Origin of the sequence: Leptolinea tardivitalis, assembly GCF_001050275.1 — a bacterium.
GTDB classification, from domain to species: domain Bacteria; phylum Chloroflexota; class Anaerolineae; order Anaerolineales; family Anaerolineaceae; genus Leptolinea; species Leptolinea tardivitalis.
Window position 1 is genome coordinate 37,962 of sequence record NZ_BBYA01000004.1, and the last position, 20,987, is coordinate 58,948.

The window sequence follows — 20,987 nt, forward strand, 5'->3', positions numbered from 1 at the left end:
GTGTGTTAGGAAAGATTTGAATGAATGCCTCACCATCTGAAACCTTAAAAATTCTGTTTGCCGCATCAGAAGCAGAACCATTCATTAAAGTTGGTGGTCTTGGTGATGTAGCAGGTTCCCTGCCCGGTGCTCTGGTGGATTATTTCAAAGGGACTCCAGACCTACCCACTCTGGATATCCGGCTTTTCATTCCTTTCCACAGTAAAATCCAATCCTCCCGCTTCCATCTGGAAAAGGTAGCCTCTTTTCCAATTCGGACAGCGAAATCCGAACTTTTATCCAGCGTGTATCTATGTACTGACCTGAAATTCCCGGCTTACTTAATTGCAGGAGAACCGCTTCCACCAGATGGCGCCGTATATGATCCCAATCCGGTTGTGGATGGAAAAAAGTTCACCTTCTTCACACTGTCTATCCTTGAATTCTGCCGGCTTCAAAACTGGGTGCCTGATATAGTACATGCCAATGACTGGCATACGGCAATACTACCCTATCTGATTCGTACTCAAAAAGAATACAAAGAAATCTTCTCCCAAACTCGGACCATTCTAGGTGTTCACAACTTACCATTCATGGGGGGAGGAACGCAGGGAGGTTTGGTAGAATTGGGAATTTCTGCCAGTCAGAATTTTCGCCTTCCCAAATGGGCCCGTCATATGCCGCTCCCGATGGGACTGGCAGAATCAGACCGGATTCTGGCTGTATCACCTGGATATGCCAGGGAAATTCTCACACCAGAATTCGGCTGCGGTCTGGATGGGTTCCTGTTTACCTGCAAGGAAAAGGTTGGCGGTATCCTGAATGGATTGGATACCAAAGTATGGAATCCATCGCATGATCCGTACCTGGTTTCAACCTACTCTCGGCTGACGTTGAAGAATCGAATTAAAAATAAACAGGAAATGCTTTCCCGCCTTGGATTGGAATTTAATCCCCGTACGCCCCTGATTATCATGATTTCCCGGATTGACCAGCAAAAAGGAATTGATATTGCCCTGTTTGCTCTGCAGAATATGATGGAACGGAAATTTCAGTTGATTATTCTGGGAGTCGGCGACCCGGTGTTGGAAGATACCTGCAAAGCTCTTGAAGAGAATTACCCTGAAAGGGTCCGTTTCCTCCAGCGGTTTGACCAGGCGCTTTCACACCAACTTTACGGATCAGGAGATATGATCATCATCCCCTCCCGCTATGAACCCTGCGGCCTGACTCAAATGATCGCCATGCGGTACGGTTGTGTACCAGTAGCCCGTAATACGGGAGGATTGAGTGACACGATCATTGATCAACCACCAGAAGAAGGTCAAACGGGTTTTCTCTTTGAAAAAGCAGAAGAGGAGTCCTGCAAAGAAGCTGTAGAACGAGCCTTGAACGCATTTATTAATCAGGCAACATGGGAAAAAATCCAGAAGAATGGAATGAAGACAGACTTCTCCTGGAAAAATTCTGCTGCAAGGTATGCAAAAGAATATCTCGATCTCTGGAATAATCTATGAAAACACGCGCCGTCATTCTGGCCGGCGGTGAAGGAACTCGACTCGGAGTTCTGACCGCCAAACGAACCAAACCGGCAGTCCCCTATGCGGGTAAGTACCGGATTATTGATTTTCCTTTGTCTAACTGTGTAAATTCAAGGATTTTTGATGTTTTGATCATCGCCCAGTACAGGCCTCATTCTTTGATTGAACATATCGGTTCTGGAGGTCCCTGGGATTTGAACCGTGATTTTACCGGTGGCGTTCGTATCTATACTCCGTATAAAGCCCAACAATCCGGCTGGTTCACGGGAACAGCAGATGCCGTCCAGCAGAATTTTAGTTTTATCAAGCGCGGCGATCCCGATCTTCTCCTCATTCTCTCAGGTGACCATGTTTACAACATGGATTACGAACCCATGATCGAATACCACCTTTCACGTGGGGCAGACATGACCATGGGAACCATACGTGTGCCAATGGATGAAGCCTCCCGTTTTGGTATTGTCACGGTGGATGATAATCAACGGGTTACAGGATTTGTAGAAAAACCCAAAGAACCACCATCCAATCTGGCGAATATGGGTATTTATCTGTTCAAGCGCGAATTTTTAGATGCCGCTTTATGGGCGGATCATCAAAACGAACATTCGTCGCACGACTTCGGTAAAGATATCATCCCAACCCTGATTAATAAGGGAATGAGTATTTACGCGTATCCATATGACGGCTACTGGGTGGATGTAGGTACAGTAAAATCCTACTGGCAGGCGCATATGGACCTGTTGAGCGAACCGCCTTCCCTCAACCTGAATGACCGGAACTGGGTCATTCATACCCGTACAGAAGAACGACCGCCAATGCGTATTTCTCGAAATGCTTTGATAGAAAACAGCATGGTGTCAGACGGATGTGAGATTTCCAGTGGAGCACGAATAATCCGCAGCATCCTGTCGCCGGGTGTAACAGTAGCCAGTGGTGTCACAATCGAAGACTCAATAATTCTCACAGATGCCTTTATAGGGCAAAATAGTCACATTAGCCGTACAATATTAGATAAAAGTGTGTATATTTGTGAGAATTGTAATCTGGGCGCAACCGATCAAATGAAAATCGCGATGGTGGGTAAGAACAGCATCGTTCCGGAAAAATCAGTCCTTCTTCCGGGTGCCATGATCGGCCCGGATGTGATAAAAAACGATTATTCAAGTAATATCGTTCTGGATAATCAAATTCTGCAAACTCGGAGATCACCCCATGAGTTATGATCGTCAGGCCGGTATTTTGCTTCATCCTACCAGTCTGCCCGGACCAGATGGAATAGGAGATTTGGGTCCGGCAGTATATCAGTGGGTCGATTCGATCAAGAAAGCCGGATTTACCCTCTGGCAGGTACTACCACTTGGGCCCACTGGCTATGGCGACTCCCCATACCAGTGTTTTTCCGCTTTTGCGGGAAATCCATACCTGGTTAGCCCGGCGTTATTATTGGATGAGGGTCTTCTTCACCGGGATGACCTTGCCGAACGCCCTTCCTTTCCAGTTGACCGGGTGGATTATGGTTCGGCGATTCAATGGAAAAACAAACTTCTTCACACAGCGTACAACCGGTTTTGCCGAATCCACCCCCCTCTTTTGACAGATGAATTCAATGAATTTCAAGTCAAAGAAAAAGAATGGCTGAACGATTTCAGTCTTTTTATGGCCATAAAGGAATCAATGGGTGGTAGATCCTGGAATGAATGGCCGAAAGGTCTTCGCAAGAGAAGACCAGATGATTTGGCAGCCTTCACCAATGAATTTTCGGATGAAATTCAATACCATCAATTCAGACAATTCCTGTTCTTCCGTCAATGGAATCAGGTTCACACCTATGTAAACGAGACCGGTATCAAGATCATCGGTGATATTCCATTATTTGTAGCCTATGATTCTGCGGATGTCTGGGCAAATCCAGACCTGTTCTTTCTCGATCCAGAAGGCAACCCGCAATTTGTTGCCGGAGTGCCCCCAGATTATTTCTCTGCCACCGGACAACTTTGGGGAAATCCACTCTACAAATGGAATTACCATCGTGAGACTGGATATGCCTGGTGGATTGCCCGGATTAAATCCACCCTGGCGATGTTTGACTTCATCAGGCTTGACCACTTCCGTGGTTTTGCCGGTTATTGGGAGATTCCTGCCGGTATGCCCACCGCAGAAAAAGGCCGGTGGGTAAATGGTCCGGGAGCTGATTTTCTATCCAGTGTTAACCGAGTGCTGGGAAGTCTTCCCATCATTGCAGAAGACCTCGGGGAAATCACACCTGATGTTGTAGAATTGCGTGACAAGTTCAATCTTCCAGGGATGAAAATCTTTCAATTCTCATTTGCCACTGATCCAACCGATCCATTTCTACCTCATAATTACCCGGTAAACTGTGTGGCGTATACTGGCACACATGATAATGACACAACTATCGGATGGTATCAAACAGCCCCAGAAGTGGAACGTGATTTTTGTCGGCGATACCTGGCCTGTGATTCAAACGGCATACCCTGGGAGATGATTCGTGCCGTATGGCAATCGGTAGCTCGAATTGCCATTGCACCTCTGCAAGATTTTTTGAGCCTTGATACAAGTGCCCGCATGAACTATCCAGGACGCACGGGTGGCAATTGGAGCTGGCGAATGACTACCAATGGTCTTTCAGATGATCTGATCCGGCGAATCCATGAAATCAACTGGCTTTACAACCGTCTTCCAGAGTTGCAGGTAAAAAAGAAGAAGCCACGCTGATTTATTTCCGTGAAGCCAGAAAAATCCCGAACAAAATGATGATCCCACCGATCAATTCCCAGACGGTGGGAATTTCTTTTAGGAATATGGCGGCAAGAATGGTTGAACCTACCGGCTCACCCAGCAAAACAATGGCTACCAATCCAACCGGTAAATAGGCCAGAGCCCAATTTAAGCTTGTGTGACCGACAATTTGTGGAAATATCGCCAAGGCCAGGCAAAATAAATAGGCGGACACAGAATATGGGAAAAAACTATTTCCCGTAAGGAAAACAAACAATACAAGAAACAGGGCAGCACAGGCAAAAATACAATAGACATAGACTGAAAGATCAATCGTCTTTCTCAATATTCTTCCGATGATTAGATAAAACCCGGCACAAACAGCTCCCATCAGGGCTAAAAAATTCCCCCATAATGCATTGGGGTTGCCCGAAACATTTTGGATCGTGCATGAAAGACCACTGACAGTAACGCTGCATTCATTGGCCAGACTCACGATCAAGCCGCCGGCTATAGCAACAAATAACCCGATTACAGTCATCCGGCTTGATTTTTCCTTAAGGATAAACGGCGAGAAAAGTGCCACCCAGATTGGCGTTGTTGTCACCAGAACTACAGAACTTGAAACGCTGGTGTATTCCAGTGATGTAATCCATGATGAAAAATGGAGAGCCAGTAAGAAACCAGCCGCAAGAATTAGTCCCCATTCCTTCCTGCCAATTTTCCCAATTTCTTTCGCATGTTTTCGAACCACCCAGGGAGTCATCAACATGGAAGCCAGCCCCAGGCGCAGAGCAGCAATCACAAGAGAAGGCATCTCTTGTTGGGCATAGCGGATGAACAGGGAAGCCGAAGAAACTGCCAGAATGCCAATTGTCAGGATTAGGGCAGGTGATTTGTACCAGATTGAATCAGGTAGAGGTTTTTGTTGTATACCGTTGCTTGACAAAGAGATTCCTGCTGACTAGAATTCTAATTAAGATTATTTTTCTCTAATTAGGAGAAGAAAAAAATTACATTATCGCGAGGCATCCTCAGGAGGATTATTATGCCATTCGAACAGGTAAAGTTAACGTATGAATTCAATGCTCTTGAACCTCATATTGACACGAAAACCATGGAAATCCATTATACCAAGCACCATGCCACCTACCTCAAAAATTTAAATTCGGCTGTCGAAAAACATCCAGAATTATTTGAGAAGAGCCTGGAATCCCTGCTCTCTGATCTTGAGAAAGTACCGGAAGATATCCGTCTGGCTATACGGAATAATGGCGGTGGAGTTTTCAATCATAATTTCTATTTTGAAGGGATGGGACCAAAAGGCGGAGCACCAAAAGGTAAACTGGCAGAAGCTATTAATAAATCGTTTGGAAGTTTCGATACCTTCAAACAGGAAATGGAAAAAGCCGGTCTGGCTCGATTTGGCAGTGGATTTGCCTGGTTGAGTGTTAAGAAGGATGGATCTTTAGTGATCACATCTACCCCCAACCAGGATACACCTCTGGCTGAAGGTCTAAAACCTCTTTTCACAGTAGATGTCTGGGAGCATGCCTATTATCTGAACTACCAGAATCGCCGGGCTGATTATCTTTCTGCTTTTTGGAATGTGGTAGACTGGGATGTAGTAGAAAAACGGTATCTCAAATCCTGATTTTCAGATAATGGAGGATGCATGCCACACGTAATCACGAGTCTTTGTTTGCGCGATGGTGGATGTGCCACAGTCTGCCCGGTTGAATGCATAGTTCCCGGCAAGCCGACAGATAAATATCCCACCTTCTATATTGATCCGGAAACCTGTATTGATTGTGATGCCTGCGTGGCAGAATGCCCGTGGAATGCCATTTTCACAGAAGATGAAGTCCCATCAGCCTATACGGCTAAGGGAGGTGAATATCTTTCCATGCCCAAAGGTACTCCGGGGTTTTCCGAAGTATTCAACGGAAAGAATCATGACGGTGATCCGGTTCACCTGGAGAGTACACGAAAACTGACGGCTGGCGAGGTGGTGGATTTGACTCCAGCAATTGAAGCCAATGCCAGTTTCTTTAAAGACGGACCAGGTTACAAAGCGGCAGGATAAGCGAATCAGTATTGATCAACAAAGAGGCGAACTCAAAAAATGGGTTCGCCTCTTTTATTATTAACCGGATTGGTTCGGTGTAGAATGTAAACAAATTCTCTTCTGGAAGGGATGGGTCATGATGACGGAAGAAAAAAAATATCGAATCGAAAAAGATTCCCTCGGAGAGATTAATGTCCCGGCAGACATGCTCTACGGAGCTCAAACTCAAAGGGCTGTAGAAAATTTTCCCATCAGCGGATATCTTCCTGACAGGGCATTCATCTGGTCCATAGCGGTGATCAAACTGGCAGCTGCCCGGGTAAACCTCTCTCTCGGATTGCTCCTTCCGCCTATTGCGGAAGCCATTCAAGATGCATCAAAAGAAATTATGGAAGGTAAATGGGATAAACATTTTGTCGTTGATCCCTTCCAGGCTGGTGCTGGTACCAGCCATCATATGAATATTAACGAAGTGACGGCATCCCGCGCCAATCAGATTCTGGAGGAAAACCAGATACAGGGTAAAGTTCATCCGAATGACCATGTGAACATGGCTCAATCAACGAATGACGTTATCCCCACAGCCATCCGACTGGGCTGTCTATGGCGTTTAAATGACCTGGATGAGGCACTCCTTTCGGCTGCCAATGCCTTTACAAGAAAATCTGTCGAATTTGACAATGTGATTAAATCTGGGCGCACACACCTGCAAGATGCTGTGCCCGTCCGACTGGGACAGGAATTCAGTGCGTATGCCTCTGCCATACAACGTGATCGTAATCGAATATTGGAGGCATCTGAAGATCTCGGTCGCCTGGGTATAGGTGGAACAGCCGCTGGCACAGGTTTAAATGCCCACCCCGATTTCGCCTCCCGTATGGTTTCAGAGATGGCAAACATCACCGGATTTTCATTGGAACTCTCCGAAAACCTGTTTGAATCCATGCAATCAATGGCAGATTTCACAGCTTTCAGCGGGGCTCTGCGCACCTGCGCTGTTACATTTACGAAAATCGCCAATGACCTCCGCCTGCTTTCATCCGGCCCAGCGAGCGGCCTGGATGAAATCCACCTTCCGGCCGTCCAACCAGGTTCAAGCATCATGCCGGGAAAAGTCAACCCGGTGATGGCAGAAATGTTGAATATGGTCATGATTCAGGTTTGCGCTATGGATACAGCCGTTGCCCTGGCATCCGGAGCCGGTCAGCTTGAATTAAATGTCATGATGCCTTCAATCGCCTACAACCTGTTTGAAATGATGAAGATCATGACATCCGGCATTAACGCCTTCACCAACCGTTGTGTTGATGGTATATCAGCCAACCCGGAACGCTGCCGGTTCTGGTTGGAACGCAATACCATTCTTGTAACAGCGCTTAATCCCATTATTGGCTATCAGGCAGGTGCAAAACTGGCCCAGGAAGCCCGCCGACAGGATGTATCCATTCTGGCAGTAGCTGAACAGCAAATCAAGAATGGGCAATTATCCCGCCTGGATGGAACTCCGGTTACTCTGGAAGAAATAAAAACCGCCCTCCAGTCAGTTGATGCAATGACCAGGGGCGGTTTAATGGCGTCGTAAAATCAGTTTATTCCGGTTTCTTGGTTCCTCGGGCTGATTTCAGCAGGGAATTGCTCCTGTATGCATACACGGCTGCTCCTACCAGTCCCGCCTGGTTTAGCAACTTGGCTGGAATGATCTCGGCGCGGATACGCAAAAACCGTACATACTGGTCAAAACTCTTACTGGCTCCTCCGCCGATGATAAATACATCCGGCGAAAACAGCCTCTCGTACGTGCTGAGGACTTCCTGGAACCGCATGGCCCATTCTTCCCAGGTCCATTTCTTGCGTTCCCGGGTGGCATCAGATGCCCTGCGCTCTGCATCCTTCCCCCGAATTTCGATATGGCCAAATTCTGTATTGGGGAACAACTTTCCGTCTATAAATAGAGCTGATCCAATCCCCGTTCCTATGGTCAGCATGGCGACCACCCCTTTTTTATAGGCTTTTCCTGCCCCAAATTCCATCTCCGCCAGACCTGCTGCATCGGCATCATTTAAAACATACGATTTACATCCCGTTTCTCCGGTCAATAAAGCACTTACATCCGTACCTATCCAGCTTTTATCAATATTGGCGGCTGAATAGGCAACGCCATGATGAACCACTGCAGGGAATCCTGCGCCTAAAACTCCCTGGTATGAAAAATGTTTGACTACCTGGTTGACCACGTTTGCTACATCTTTAGGTCTGGCTTCTTCCGGTGTAGGCAATCGAAACCTGTCAGCCGTGAGCAGACCGGTTGCCACATCAACCATTGCTCCCTTAATTCCAGAACCACCAATATCAAGTCCCAGTACTTCCATTTTGCCTCCAGAGAATTTATGAACCAGATTTTGAGCATCCGTTCATAGTATGTTCTTCCATTGTTTCGGAAAATACATGCTTGCCAGAATTATCACATTCGGCGCGGAAATAAAGGTATGTAGAATCCTCCGGGAATGCCACTGCCTGCAATGACGAAGAATCCGGATTGGATATGGGTGCAGGTGGTAATCCATTAATCTTATATGTATTATAGGGCGAATCGATTTCCAGGTCTTGCAAACTTAGAGGGCTTTTCCACCATCCCCACTCCGGTGAATACCCAAGAGAATATTGAACGGTGGGATCACTTTGGAGTGGCATACCGGTTTGCAGCCGGTTTAAAAAGACAGATGCTATCAGGGGTTTTTCCTCATCGATCATGGCTTCTCGCTGAATTATGGAAGCAAGAATGACCGCCTGGTAGATCGTCAATCCCCGGCTGGTGTATGCTTCCTGCATCTCTGCTGTAACCGTCTGTTTGAATCGATTGACAAAGGCAGCAATAAGGTCATCTATAGTCACATCACGCCGAAAGGAATAATTTCCCGGCGTAAGAAATCCTTCCAGTGAAAGTGTTTCACTTCCAACCAGATCAGGATCATTTATTGGCTGGTTTACCTTTGCCAGAAATTCTTCTATCGAGATATTCAAACCTGATGTGGGTAAGGCTTCGGCAATTTCTTCTTTTCGCCATCCGGGTAATATCACAAAATCTACCAGACTGGAACTGGCATCTTGAAGGATAAATAAGACCTCTCGCAGGCTGCTCCCGCCTGATATGAGGTATTTCCCTGGCAGAATACGCCTGTCTGCCCCTGTGTAGATCAACATACTTCGAAATAACGCCCGATCAGTCACTAATCCCTGGCTTACCAGATCATTAATTACATCATCTAAAGGTTCGCCATCACTGATGATGAAATCTCGAGGTTGTCCGATGTCACCTCTGTGGGAAATTTTTGATTGTTTTATAAAGAAGGTTGTTTCAAGGAAAACAAGTTGTGAAGATCGCAATCCAGGATCCGGGTTGCCAACCAGTTCACGCACCTGCTGGCGGATTAACTGTCCACCAATAAATATCAAAGTGGCAATACAAATTAAAAAGAAAATCACGGTGATTCGTAAGACAGTATGTCGAGTAGGTTTTCCGGTCGGTTCAGTCATGTATTGTCATGTTATCAAAAAAAGATTGAAGGATCACTGCAGCAGCGAGAGCATCTTGATGACCGCGCCGATCTTTCTTGGATTTTCGTGATTCAAGAGTTATCAACCTTGCATCTCTGGTCGAAAGTGCCTCATCACAGTATTCCACAGGCAGACCACATGCCTCCTGTAGGGCAGTGCCAAAACTCAGGGCATGTCTTCCCATCGAATTCGGTATGCCATCTTCCTGGTAACTAATACCAATGACTACATGGCTGGCCTGAATTCTATGTAAGGCTTTGAGAATTTTTTCAATATCCGCTTTTCTTGATGTGTGTTCAATGACTTCCAGTGGTTGTGCAAGACGAACTTCGGCAGAACCCGAAGCCAGTCCAATGTGTTTCTCACCCAGATCAAGGCACAGGTAGGTCTTCATGGCACAACCACATTTATTCTGGTTTCAAGCCAGGGTAAGAGAGGCAGCCAGACTGGCCATGTCTCAATTTCTGGAGGCTGTTTTGAGAGCATTTGCAGAGAAATGGCAGATAATGCACTGCGCCGGCTCAATCCAACAATATTGTGGCGAATGGAATCTGTGTTCACTTTTGGGATCATCTGCCCTTTTATCTGTGTTCTCATTTTTACAGTGTTTGACACATGATCAAATGTCTGATCCACAATCTGCACTTCAACCATTTCACGATTGGAAATCATCCACCCGGGGAGCAATCGGTTGGCAGCCAACAGCTCCTCTGCATGTGCTGTCAAGGAAGAATGATGGATAACCAGGGCAGAAAATTCCACTTTCTGGCGCATTGTGGCTGTTGTTCCTGCCTGCCCGATGGTTGGAGTCATCTCTTCAGAAATCAATTCACCTGCTTTTATAGAAACCGGTAACAGGATCTCATCTGATTTCAACCCGGCGGATAGTTGTTTTTGAGCCTCAATTGCAAGTTTTTGCTGTAAATCAGCCCGCAAGGCAATGGCATCTTCATTTGATGGCGCTGGAATGGTTTTATCTGTACCACCGGAAACCGGTTCTGGATTGGTCAGCTGTACCTGTAAGCCAACCTCACCATCAATCCGGGTAATCGCATTGGCCGGTGAGTTCCCAGATTCTCCGCCGTATACCGCTTCAATTTCGATTCCAGATACGGTTTCATCGGGAGGAATACGTATATCTTTCAATACATAGTAACGCACTGGCGGATTGGTGTTATTGGTCACCAGAGTCCTGGCAGGAATGATCACTTCTTTATTGGTTTGATTGGTAAAGGAGACTGTTCCTTTTGCCTTTTTATCCGGCACCGATGAGGTGCCTGTCACCGCCTTGCTGGCTTTGCCTTCAATAGTCACATTCACAACAGAACCATGAAGAATCCCGGGGTTTTCTGCCCCGCCTTCACGGCTGTCAACCTGGAATTCTACCGTCAATTCTTCATTCTGAGAAACAGGATAGAGACGCACGGTTGCTGAAGGCACCAGGTAAAGGATAAGTGCCAGGACGGCAATAATTCCAACTGTAAATAAAACCCGTCGCATCAACGCTGAAATAGGGTGGTCTTCTTTTTGCAGGACTGGATGAGTCCGCAATTCTTCAACCGTTGGCTTTTCAGACAGGTCTTCGTCTCGTAAAACAGGAATACGTCTATGCTTGCGTCTATCCCATCCTTTACGCATGGCACGGTTGACAGAATCAAACACGGGAATTTGTAGATCGTCGGCTTCGGCACATACCACAGGGTCATCACATACGATACCCAATCGTGATCCCTGAGATGAACATATCCGTTTGATTGTTACGAGATCCACCTTCCGATCAAATAATGAATAATTTACCGGCCAGACCAGAAGTACCCGGCTGGCTTTTCCCCAGGAGACTTTATCTCGAATGGAACCGGTATCTTCAGAGCTGTCAAGTTGAATGACCAGAGTTTTCATCGATGACGCCAGCTCCCCCGGCGCAAACTTTCTACTTCTTCCGCCGTAAGGTAACGCCACTCTCCCGGATCAAGTCCTTCCACCGTCACATTCCCGATAGCAGCCCGAAATAACCGAAGAGTGGGTAATCCAACAGCCGCTGTCATCCGGCGGACCTGTCGTTTCCGGCCTTCTCGTAAGATAATCTGAAGCCAGCAGACAGCTCCCTTTCGAGTCCCCGCAATATCCCGTTCGACAAGGCCAGGATCCGGTATTTCCATAACCGAACACCGCCTTGTTTTTACACCTTCAATAATAACGCCATTGCTTAAATCTACCAGTGCTTTATCAGTTATCTCTCCCAGAACCATTACCCAGTACGTTTTTGGGATATGATGTACAGGCTGTGTAATCTTGCTAATCAAATCTCCATCATTTGTTAGAATAAGAGCACCTTCGCTGTCAAAATCCAAGCGTCCTGCGGCATATACTCCCGGAACAGGGACATAAGATTTCAACGTCGGGCGGCCATCAGAGTCAGTAAAATTGGATAATACTCCGTATGGCTTATTGAGAATAAGATAGAGATTTCTTTTTGATTTTTCCAAGGGTCACCAGTGACACTATAATTATAAAAACAAATAGGAAAATCCTCGAATGAAAAAGACACTAATTCTGGCAGCCACTCTCTGCCTGCTAATAGCCTGTAATTTTATCGGAGCTATGAACCCTGAACACAAGCAAGCCATCTCAACTCAGGTAAGCGAACAATTGACTGCCTCACCCATCGTCCTGCCAACACAAACCATTGACCAGACAGCCCTGGCTGCCACGGAAATCATCACCCCCACTGAAACAGAAACGTTGGAACCAACCATCACGTTGACGCCCACCCTCTCGCCGGATGACCCACGTACTCGTCTGGGTGAACCGACCTGGAAGGAAACGTTTGATAAACCCAATCAAAATTTCTACCAGTACGAAGATGATCAAACCCGGTTCCTCTATGAAAATGGCGCTCTGTCTCTCACGGCTAAAAACGCCAACGGTTGGACAGGCTGGAGCATGTCTTATCCCAAACCGCACAATTTCTATCTGGAAGCCACATTCAAAACGCAAACCTGTTCCGGTGCTGACCAGTACGGGCTGGTTTTCCGGTCACCCGATTATAAAGATGGTTATTTCCTTGGAATCACCTGCGATGGAAAATTCTCCCTGCGCATCTATTCACAAAAAGGATTCTTGATTTCACCAACAGGCAATCCGGCAATTAATTCAGGTCCCAATCAGGTAAATCGCATCGGTATTCTTGCCCAGAATGACCGCTTTGCCTTCTATGCCAATGGGAAGAAACTTCAGGAAACAAAAGATTCAACCTTCATGGATGCCGGACTGTTCGGTGCTTTCATCGTTTCAGTCAACACACCCAAATTCACGGTAAATATGGACGAAATTGCCTTCTGGAACCAGTAAATCGTCGAGACAATCATATAGCTTCACGGTTTATTCACCGAAAGGCGGGATGTATTCAAATCTTAAGAAGCATGGAGCACCATTTAACGAATGGAACTGACATCGCAGCAAATTCTGCTTAGAGACTTACCATTCGATAAGAAAATCTTCGTTCGGGGTGAGGCCGGTACCGGAAAATCCACAGCTGCCATTGCCCATCTCGAACAGATGATTTCAAAGGGTATTCCATCTGAATCGATTCTTGTGCTCGTTCCCCAGAGACCGCTTGCCCGTCCGTATATGCAGGCACTTTCCAATCCAAATCTCCCTGCGGGCACCCGTCCATCCATTCTGACAATTGGCGGTTTAGCCCGTCGTATGGACGAACTTTTCTGGCCTCTCTTGCGTGAAACTGCTGGGTTTAGAAACCCGGAGATGGAACCGCAATTCCTCACCGTGGAATCAACCCAGTATTTCCTCAGCCTGATTGTAGATCCCTTGCGCGAAAAAGGCTACTTCGACGGGATTTCGATTGAACCGCTGCGTTTATACAGTCAGATTCTGGATAACCTGAATAAAACAGCAGTAGTTGGCTTTCCAATAAATGAGATCGCCCCCCGGCTTCGCTCTGCATGGATTGGCAGTCAGGCGGATACCCGTTATTTTGATCAGGCACAGGAATGTGCTTACCTCTTTCGAGATTATTGTCTTGAACATTCTCTGTTGGATTTTTCTCTTCAACTGGATGTGTTTTACCATCATCTCTGGCAAAATGATATTTTTCAAAAATATCTAAAGGAAAATTATCAGTATCTGATCTATGACAATGTAGAAGAGGATTACCCCATCGCACATACCATAGTTCGCGAATGGATCCCCAGATTACGGGGAACTCTATTGATCCTTGACGAGAATGGGGGTTACCGGTCATTCCTGGGGGCAGATCCACTTTCAGCCGCTACACTCGCCGACATGACAGAAAAAACCATCCGATTGACTGAACCTATTAATGTGCCTCCTTCGTTGGTTGATTTTCGTCACCAATTGGCAGTGCATATTCGTATGGAACCTGTGCCGCCATCAGCGAAACCATTGCGGGTCGAGAATGTAAATTTACATTACTGCCGCTTTTTCCCCCAAATGCTGGATTCCGTAGTCAATTGCATCGAAAACCTGACCAGGGCTGGAACAAATCCGGGTGATATTGCCGTTCTCTCTCCCTTTGTTTCTGATTCTCTGCGTTTCTCTTTGCAGACCCGTTTGGAAGAGAAGAACATCAAGCTGACCACCCACCGCCCGGGGCGCGAATTGCGTAATGAACCGGCCGTGCGATGCCTGTTTGCTATGGCCAAATTAGCCCACCCGCAATGGAAGCTAAAAATCAAATCACTTGAATGGCGGAATGCATTGATGACGGCCATTGAAGGTCTTGATTTGATTCGTGCCGATTTTTTGGCAAATACATTACTCTCCCATAAAACCGAAGGTGATGTCCTTAATCCATTCTCTCAATTGAAACCTGAAATGGCTGAACGCATCACATACCAGGTTGGCGAAAAATATGAAATTATTCGGGCATGGTTGGCAGCATCACATGACAATACGATGCAGGATTTACCGGCTTTTTTTACCCGATGTTTTGGAGAATTGCTTTCGCAAAAGGGATTTGGATTTCACCAGTCGTATGATATGGCAGATGCAACCGAACGATTAATTCAATCTGCCAGAGAGTTCGATTCGGTTATCAGACCTGTTCTTCCGCAGGAAAATTCGGGGGCGGAATTCCTTCAATTGTTGGAGAATGGCATTACCGGGGCACAGTTTTTACCATCCTGGTTAGACGAAAGGAAAGATGCTGTGTTGCTTTCTCCGGCATTTACTTTTCTCATGCGTAACCAACCTTGCCCCTATCAGATATGGCTTGACCCCGGCAACACCGGATGGTGGGAAAGATTAAATCAACCATTGACCCACCCTGTTGTACTTAGCCTGAATTGGCCGCCGGATGCCAGGTGGACTGATGCGGAGGAACTGAACCATAATCAGAATTCACTTGTCTCCCACACAGGCGGACTGCTAAACCGCTGTACAGACAGCCTGCACATCTTCCTGATCCAGGTGGATGAACAGGGTAATGAACCTCGAGGACCACTCTTGCAGGCCATCAACCGTTTTCTCCGGTACAACCCGGGAGGTTTGACTCTCTATGATGCCTAAACTACGACGCGCACAGGAAGAAGTGCTCACCTATTCCGGAGGGAAGATGGGTGTTTCCGCGGTTCCAGGAAGCGGAAAAACATTCACGCTATCGTATCTGGCCGCCAACCTGATCCAGAAAAACGTTCTTCAAGATAACCAGGAAATACTGATCGTCACCCTGGTCAATAGTGCTGTAGGCAATTTCTCCAAAGAAATCAGCAAATATACGCAGGCTCTTGGTTTACCGCGAAATTTTGGTTACAGGGTAAGGACACTGCACGGACTTTCCAATGATATTGTCAGGGAACGACCAGAATTGGCCGGTTTGCCCGCAGATTTTCGGATTCTGGATGAAACGGAAGCCAACCACATCCTGTTGGACAAAATTGAGGCCTGGCGGCGTGGCCACAGTGATTTTGAACAACAATGGATAATAGAAGGAGTCGATCCTTACAGGGTGTCAAAAGATTTGCCCTATCTGCTGGTTTCCATAGCCGGAAATTTCATCAGCCAGGCTAAAGACCTCGGACTTACACCACAAACCATCAACGACCAGATGGAACGAAGTGATTCATTGTTGTTGAAGATGGCAGCCAGTATCTATTCAGACTACCAGCTTGCCTTGCATATGCGCGGCGCCGTTGATTTCGACGATCTGATCCGTCTTTCTTTGCGCTGTTTAGAAACTGATCCGGAATATCTGGCCCGGCTGCAATATCGTTGGCCGTATATTCTGGAAGATGAAGCTCAGGATAGCAGCCGGTTGCAGGAAATGATTCTGCGACGTTTATCATCAAAGAGCGGCAACTGGGTTCGCGTGGGTGACCCAAACCAGGCAATTTATGAAACCTTCACGACGGCCGATCCAAAATTTCTCATTAACTTTTTAAATGAGCCGGATGTTATCTCAAAGGAGTTGCCAAATTCCGGCCGATCTGCACGACGGATCATTGCTCTGGCCAACCATCTCATCGAGTGGGTGCAAAAAGACCACCCGGCAGAAGAATTGCGCAATGCCCTGGTAAGGCCATTAATTCAGCCTACCGATCCCAATGACCCCAAACCCAATCCAGCTGACTCTCCCAATAATGTCGTCATCGATACCCGCAAAGCCGATTCAGAAGAGGAAATTAACCGGGTTTGCAATAACGTAAAGAACTGGCTGGCAGATCACAAGGATGAAACCGCCGCTATTCTGGTCACCAGCAATGAACGCGGCGGAACAGTGGCTGACAAACTTCGCACTATGGGCATCCAACCAGTGGAATTACTTCGGGTCAGCCGTTCAACGCGTAAAACCGCCGACTTCCTGTCAAAATGTTTAAAATTTTTCTACAGACCAACCAATCGATTTCTGGCAGATGTGTTTAACCTGTATTACAGGTTTCAAATAAAAGAAGAAGAACTGGACGAAGCCCGTATGGCGATGTTATCACAATTGATCCTGAGGTTGGACCCTCTGGAGATGTACCTTTCGCCTACTCCTGTACAAGATTGGCGCTCCCATATCCAGAAGACTGCCTCTTCAGATGAAATACTGGTGATACTGGCTCAGTTTCAAACACGGATGGAACGATGGATGCAGGCAACGCTCTTACCCATCGACCAGCTCATATTGACCATTTCACAGGATGTTTTTACAGAACCGGCTGATCTGGCTCTGGCGCAAAAAGTGGCGGCTGTCCTTGAACGCGCCTCAAAGAACAATCCCAATTGGGGATTAAGTGAGTTTTCTGTTGAACTTGATAGTATTGCGAAAAATCAATCCAAGATATCTGGTTTCAGCGATGAAGACCTCGGATTTGATCCCGAAAAATATAAAGGCCGGGTGCTGGTAACCACCATTCACAAAGCCAAAGGGTTGGAATGGGATCGGGTATATCTTCTTTCAGCCAATAATTATGACTTTCCATCACTACAAAGTAATGACCGGTACACATCCGAAAAATGGTATATCCGTGATCAAATCAATTTACCCGCAGAAGCGGTTGCGTTCCTGCAACGATTTGCAGATGGTGATCCCCTGGCTTTCTTTTCTCCGCCGGGCAGCGCCACTTTAGAAGCCCGCAGGAAATACTGTGCAGAACGCCTGCGGTTGTTATTTGTAGGTATTACCCGGGCAAAAAAAGAGCTGGCCATCACCTGGAATAATGGCCGGCAGGGTGATCAGATAATTGCTCTCCCGGTCGCTGAACTGGCGAATTTTGTGAATCGAGGTTTCAAATGACTTTACCAGCCGACTTCATCTTTTCACAGAATAACCTTCAAGACTTTGTCGATTGTCCACGGCGGTTTCAATTGAAATATCTCGAAAAAACAGTCTGGCCGGCACCTGTCAGTGAACCAATCGAAGAAAACGACCGTCTTATCCGATTGGGATTGAAATTTCATCAAATGGTTCACCAGCATTATATTGGAATTTCAGATGAAGAGATTTCTCGCTTCCAGGGTGATGAAAACCTGAAAGCCTGGTGGAATGCATTTTTGCAGAATCCACCCAAAGACCTTCCAGAGACAACCCGGTCTGAAATGGATATTTCTATGCCGTTCGAAAATTATCGTCTGGCTGCAAAGATCGACCTGCTGGCAGTCGAACCGGGGAAACGGGCTGTGATCGTGGATTGGAAAACCACCCAGAATCTGCCTAAACCGTCCTTTCTTATCAAACGAATTCAGTCTCAGGTGTATCCATTTCTGGTCATTTCAACCGGAACATCGTTAAATAACAACCAGCCTTTTGATCCATCTCAAGTCACAATGATCTACTGGTATCCGGTGTACCCCGATACCCCTGTGCTTCTTACATTTGATCAAAACTGGCTTAAAGAAACCCGGCAGACATTATCCCGATTGGTTCACGAAATTTCAACAATGGATCGCGAAATATACCCGTTAACAATCGATCCACGCAAATGCCAGTTCTGCCGGTATCGTTCTTTGTGTGAACGGGGAATCAAAGCAGGAAATTTGGGAGATGAGGATAACGAAGCCGAAGAAGAGGCATCCCCCGAAATAAACTTCGATGATATTCAGGAGATTCCTTTTTAACCCATATGGAAAGCATCTGGAAGATTCGTCCGTCAATCGTTCCACCGGCAGAACTGTTGGAGTATGTCGGGCAGAATACGGCTATTGCCTGTTATTTAATGCAGCGAGGAATAACCTCACCTGAACAGGCAGCCCGCTATCTGAAACCAGATCGCAATAATCTTACAGATCCTCTACTACTGACAGATATGTCAACGGCTGTCGACCGTGTTAGTTATGCCCTTAATAAACATGAAAAAATCGGCATCTGGGGTGATTTCGATGTTGACGGGCAGACGGCCACAGCAGTTCTGGTTGAGAGCCTGCAAAAGCTCGGGGCCGATGTGGTTTTTTACCTCCCCATCCGGGGGAAAGAATCTCACGGTATCAATGTTTCTTCTCTGCAAAACTTTCTGAAGCAGGGAATCCGATTGCTGATAACCTGTGATACGGGTATCTCTGAGGCCGAAGCCGTACAGTATGCTGCAGATAATGGGGTAGACGTAATTATCACCGACCATCATACCCTGCCAGATGTACTGCCGCCAGCACTGGCCTGTGTCAACCCGCGCCGTATGCCTGAAGATCATCCACTGAGCTCATTATCCGGCAGCGGAGTGGCCTTTGAATTAATGCTGGCCATTTGCCGAGGCTCAGGAAAAGAAGAGATTGCCTTTGAGAGTATCGATCTGGCCGCTATTGGATTAATCGCTGACCTGGCTCCTTTAAAACAGGATTCTCGTTTGATTGCCCAACTCGGGTTGAAAAGGCTTGGCGAAAATCCTCGTCAGTGTATACGCGCATTGATCGAAACGGCCAAACTGAAGAACCCGACGATGGATGAACAGTTAATTGGTTATTTCCTGGCACCACGATTGAATGCTGCCGGCCGGCTGGAAGATGCCAACCCATTGGTGCCTTTTTTAATGGATCAGGGATCATCGGATGAACGAAAAGCATTGGCTGACCGGCTTGAAGGTATGAACGCCAACCGGAAGTGGTTGTGCGACCAGGTATTTCATGCCGCAGTTGAACAACTTGATAGGCAAAAAGAATTGTCGGATGCACCCGTGATCATACTTTCCCATTCTTCCTGGCCAGGGGGTGTCCTCGGGTTGGCAGCCGGGCAAATTTCCGGGAAATTTAACAGACCTGCAATTCTTTTAAATGAATCAACAGATGGCCTTATGCGTGGATCAGCCCGTTCAATAGAAGGGATCAACATAACAGAAGCAATAGCTTCTGCCGGTGATCTCCTTGCCGGATTTGGTGGTCACCCAATGGCAGCCGGCCTATCATTAAAAAAAGAAAACCTGTCTGAATTTAAACATCGCCTGTACCAATCGGTCCTGTTACAAGGGTTTGATGTATCAGTTCGACCTGTGTTAGAGATTGATGCCGAATTATCTTTATGCCAAATCACCCATGAGTTTTATTCTACGGTAAAACAACTCGCACCTTTCGGTAAAGAAAATCCACCTCTGGCTTTTTGTTCGCACCGGGTGCATATTGTCTCATCGAAACCTCTTGGGGTAAACCGTGAGCATTTCAAACTCATAATCGAAGATGAAACCGGTCAAACCATTCCGGTTGTCTGGTGGAATGCAGATGAAGATGAAATACCTGAGGGTTGGTTTGATTTTGCCTACTCTTTAAATGAAAATATTTATAAAGGGGAAGTAACTCTTCAGGCCGTCTGGCTGGAGTCACATGAATTAGAAGAATCACCGCTGGTGGACGTTTCGGGAAAGAATATCACAGTCTTTGACTTTCGGTCATCTCCCAATCCCCTGGAAGCCGCTCTTCAAACCTGTGGTTCTTCTGAGTATGTGATTTTTTATGAGCCTCGTATACCTGATCGCGAAGAAACTGTCGGTCGGTACCATCTTCATCCAGTAGATACTCTTATTCTGGCGTCTCTTCCCACCAGCCAAAAAGATATTGAAGACATAATTCAGAAAAGTCAGCCTCGTAAGGTGATGCTGGCCATGGAGAAACCAGGTAATAAAACCAACTCGTCTTATCTTCAGACAATAGCTGGCTTGATTCGATATGCTGTATCAGCTCGAAATGGTCTGGCTAATTTAAAAGAATTGGCAGAAGCCTCCAACAGTCGTGAGGAAAGCGTTATGACCGCACTCACCCGTTGGGAAGCATCGGGGAATATCCAGATACAATCTTTTGAAAATGATCTGCTTCAATTCACCCGTGAAAATCGTGCGGAAGATACTGTCAAAAAAAGAGAAGCAGAACTACGTCTTGAATATGAATTACGTGAAATAACATCCTTTCAGAAACATATATATGCTCTTTCAAAAGATGAATTCACTGAATTGTTACAATCCTTGCATGGCAAGCCAACCCGCAGACAGATCGTAATGCCTCACGGGAAAATGTAACCAAAGGGTAATCGTTGCCTCATAATTGATGTTACCGAGATAAAGTACATAATTGGTGAACCTTCTGATCTATGGACTTACGAAGAGTAACTGGATTTAGCTGAACATACAAATTGGTGAGGTTGGCTTTGATCTGGAAGGGGATCAGAT

17 protein-coding genes are annotated in these 20,987 nt (G+C 46.5%); 11 read left to right on the forward strand and 6 right to left on the reverse strand.

Going from position 1 to position 20,987, the window contains the following annotated elements; genetic code table 11:
- The first annotated feature begins 20 nt into the window (after nucleotides 1-20).
- Genes LTAR_RS03520 through malQ form a run of 3 tightly spaced genes read left to right on the forward strand, consistent with a single transcriptional unit; the run spans nucleotide 21 to nucleotide 4,256 of the window.
- The gene (locus tag LTAR_RS03520; RefSeq protein WP_062420792.1) at nucleotides 21-1,496 is read left to right on the forward strand and encodes a glycogen synthase; all 1,476 of its coding nucleotides are present in this window, start codon (nucleotides 21-23) and stop codon (nucleotides 1,494-1,496) included.
- Nucleotides 1,493-2,743 (forward strand): glucose-1-phosphate adenylyltransferase, encoded by a 1,251-nt coding sequence (locus LTAR_RS03525; RefSeq protein ID WP_062420793.1) that lies wholly within the window; start codon nucleotides 1,493-1,495, stop codon nucleotides 2,741-2,743. Before LTAR_RS03520 ends, LTAR_RS03525 begins: the two co-directional genes overlap by 4 nt.
- A complete protein-coding gene (gene malQ / locus LTAR_RS03530) occupies nucleotides 2,733-4,256 on the forward strand; it encodes a 4-alpha-glucanotransferase (RefSeq protein WP_062420794.1) in 1,524 nt (507 codons plus the stop codon). The genes LTAR_RS03525 and malQ overlap by 11 nt, the downstream gene beginning before the upstream one ends.
- A gap of 1 nt (nucleotide 4,257) precedes the next feature.
- On the opposite strand, the gene LTAR_RS03535 is transcribed toward malQ, so the two are convergent.
- A complete protein-coding gene (locus tag LTAR_RS03535; RefSeq protein WP_081419777.1) occupies nucleotides 4,258-5,208 on the reverse strand; it encodes a DMT family transporter in 951 nt (316 codons plus the stop codon).
- Nucleotides 5,209-5,307: 99 nt separating this feature from the next.
- Here LTAR_RS03535 and LTAR_RS03540 point away from each other — a divergent pair, with 99 nt between their 5' ends.
- The 3 genes from LTAR_RS03540 to LTAR_RS03550 all read left to right on the forward strand — a co-directional run bounded on the left by LTAR_RS03540 (nucleotide 5,308) and on the right by LTAR_RS03550 (nucleotide 7,909).
- On the forward strand, nucleotides 5,308-5,913 hold the full coding sequence (locus tag LTAR_RS03540) for a superoxide dismutase (RefSeq protein WP_062420795.1): 606 nt from the start codon (nucleotides 5,308-5,310) through the stop codon (nucleotides 5,911-5,913).
- 21 nt (nucleotides 5,914-5,934) lie between these two features.
- Nucleotides 5,935-6,345, forward strand: coding sequence for a 4Fe-4S dicluster domain-containing protein (locus LTAR_RS16805; protein ID WP_081419778.1), 411 nt, complete (start codon nucleotides 5,935-5,937; stop codon nucleotides 6,343-6,345).
- Nucleotides 6,346-6,466: 121 nt separating this feature from the next.
- On the forward strand, nucleotides 6,467-7,909 hold the full coding sequence (locus LTAR_RS03550) for an aspartate ammonia-lyase (RefSeq protein WP_062420807.1): 1,443 nt from the start codon (nucleotides 6,467-6,469) through the stop codon (nucleotides 7,907-7,909).
- 7 nt (nucleotides 7,910-7,916) lie between these two features.
- Here LTAR_RS03550 and ppgK read toward each other — a convergent pair whose 3' ends face one another.
- From ppgK to LTAR_RS03575, 5 genes are read right to left on the reverse strand one after another with little or no spacing between them, the layout of a single operon-like run.
- Nucleotides 7,917-8,696, reverse strand: a complete 780-nt coding sequence (ppgK, locus tag LTAR_RS03555) for a polyphosphate--glucose phosphotransferase (RefSeq protein WP_062420796.1) — start codon at nucleotides 8,694-8,696, stop codon at nucleotides 7,917-7,919.
- A gap of 16 nt (nucleotides 8,697-8,712) precedes the next feature.
- The gene (mltG, locus tag LTAR_RS03560) at nucleotides 8,713-9,861 is read right to left on the reverse strand and encodes an endolytic transglycosylase MltG (RefSeq protein ID WP_062420797.1); all 1,149 of its coding nucleotides are present in this window, start codon (nucleotides 9,859-9,861) and stop codon (nucleotides 8,713-8,715) included.
- Nucleotides 9,854-10,276 carry a Holliday junction resolvase RuvX gene (gene ruvX, locus LTAR_RS03565; protein WP_062420798.1) on the reverse strand — a complete coding sequence of 141 codons (423 nt, stop codon included), beginning with the start codon at nucleotides 10,274-10,276 and terminating at the stop codon, nucleotides 9,854-9,856. Before ruvX ends, mltG begins: the two co-directional genes overlap by 8 nt.
- Complete coding sequence (locus LTAR_RS03570; RefSeq protein WP_062420799.1) at nucleotides 10,273-11,781, reverse strand: baseplate J/gp47 family protein; 1,509 nt, start codon at nucleotides 11,779-11,781, stop codon at nucleotides 10,273-10,275. The genes ruvX and LTAR_RS03570 overlap by 4 nt, the downstream gene beginning before the upstream one ends.
- The gene (locus LTAR_RS03575) at nucleotides 11,778-12,368 is read right to left on the reverse strand and encodes a pseudouridine synthase (protein WP_062420800.1); all 591 of its coding nucleotides are present in this window, start codon (nucleotides 12,366-12,368) and stop codon (nucleotides 11,778-11,780) included. Before LTAR_RS03575 ends, LTAR_RS03570 begins: the two co-directional genes overlap by 4 nt.
- 49 nt (nucleotides 12,369-12,417) lie before the next feature.
- Here LTAR_RS03575 and LTAR_RS03580 point away from each other — a divergent pair, with 49 nt between their 5' ends.
- The 5 genes from LTAR_RS03580 (at nucleotide 12,418) to recJ (ending at nucleotide 20,837) form a co-directional block, all read left to right on the forward strand.
- Nucleotides 12,418-13,233 carry a hypothetical protein gene (locus LTAR_RS03580; protein ID WP_062420801.1) on the forward strand — a complete coding sequence of 272 codons (816 nt, stop codon included), beginning with the start codon at nucleotides 12,418-12,420 and terminating at the stop codon, nucleotides 13,231-13,233.
- Nucleotides 13,234-13,323: 90 nt separating this feature from the next.
- Entirely contained in the window at nucleotides 13,324-15,429 is a 2,106-nt protein-coding gene (locus LTAR_RS03585; RefSeq protein ID WP_062420802.1) for a PD-(D/E)XK nuclease family protein, read from the forward strand.
- The gene (locus LTAR_RS03590; protein ID WP_081419779.1) at nucleotides 15,419-17,638 is read left to right on the forward strand and encodes an ATP-dependent helicase; all 2,220 of its coding nucleotides are present in this window, start codon (nucleotides 15,419-15,421) and stop codon (nucleotides 17,636-17,638) included. The genes LTAR_RS03585 and LTAR_RS03590 overlap by 11 nt, the downstream gene beginning before the upstream one ends.
- Nucleotides 17,635-18,459 (forward strand): PD-(D/E)XK nuclease family protein, encoded by an 825-nt coding sequence (locus LTAR_RS03595; protein ID WP_062420804.1) that lies wholly within the window; start codon nucleotides 17,635-17,637, stop codon nucleotides 18,457-18,459. Before LTAR_RS03590 ends, LTAR_RS03595 begins: the two co-directional genes overlap by 4 nt.
- A gap of 5 nt (nucleotides 18,460-18,464) precedes the next feature.
- Nucleotides 18,465-20,837: a single-stranded-DNA-specific exonuclease RecJ gene (gene recJ / locus LTAR_RS03600; protein WP_062420805.1), complete on the forward strand. Its 2,373-nt coding sequence runs from the start codon at nucleotides 18,465-18,467 to the stop codon at nucleotides 20,835-20,837.
- Nucleotides 20,838-20,987 lie beyond the last annotated feature (150 nt).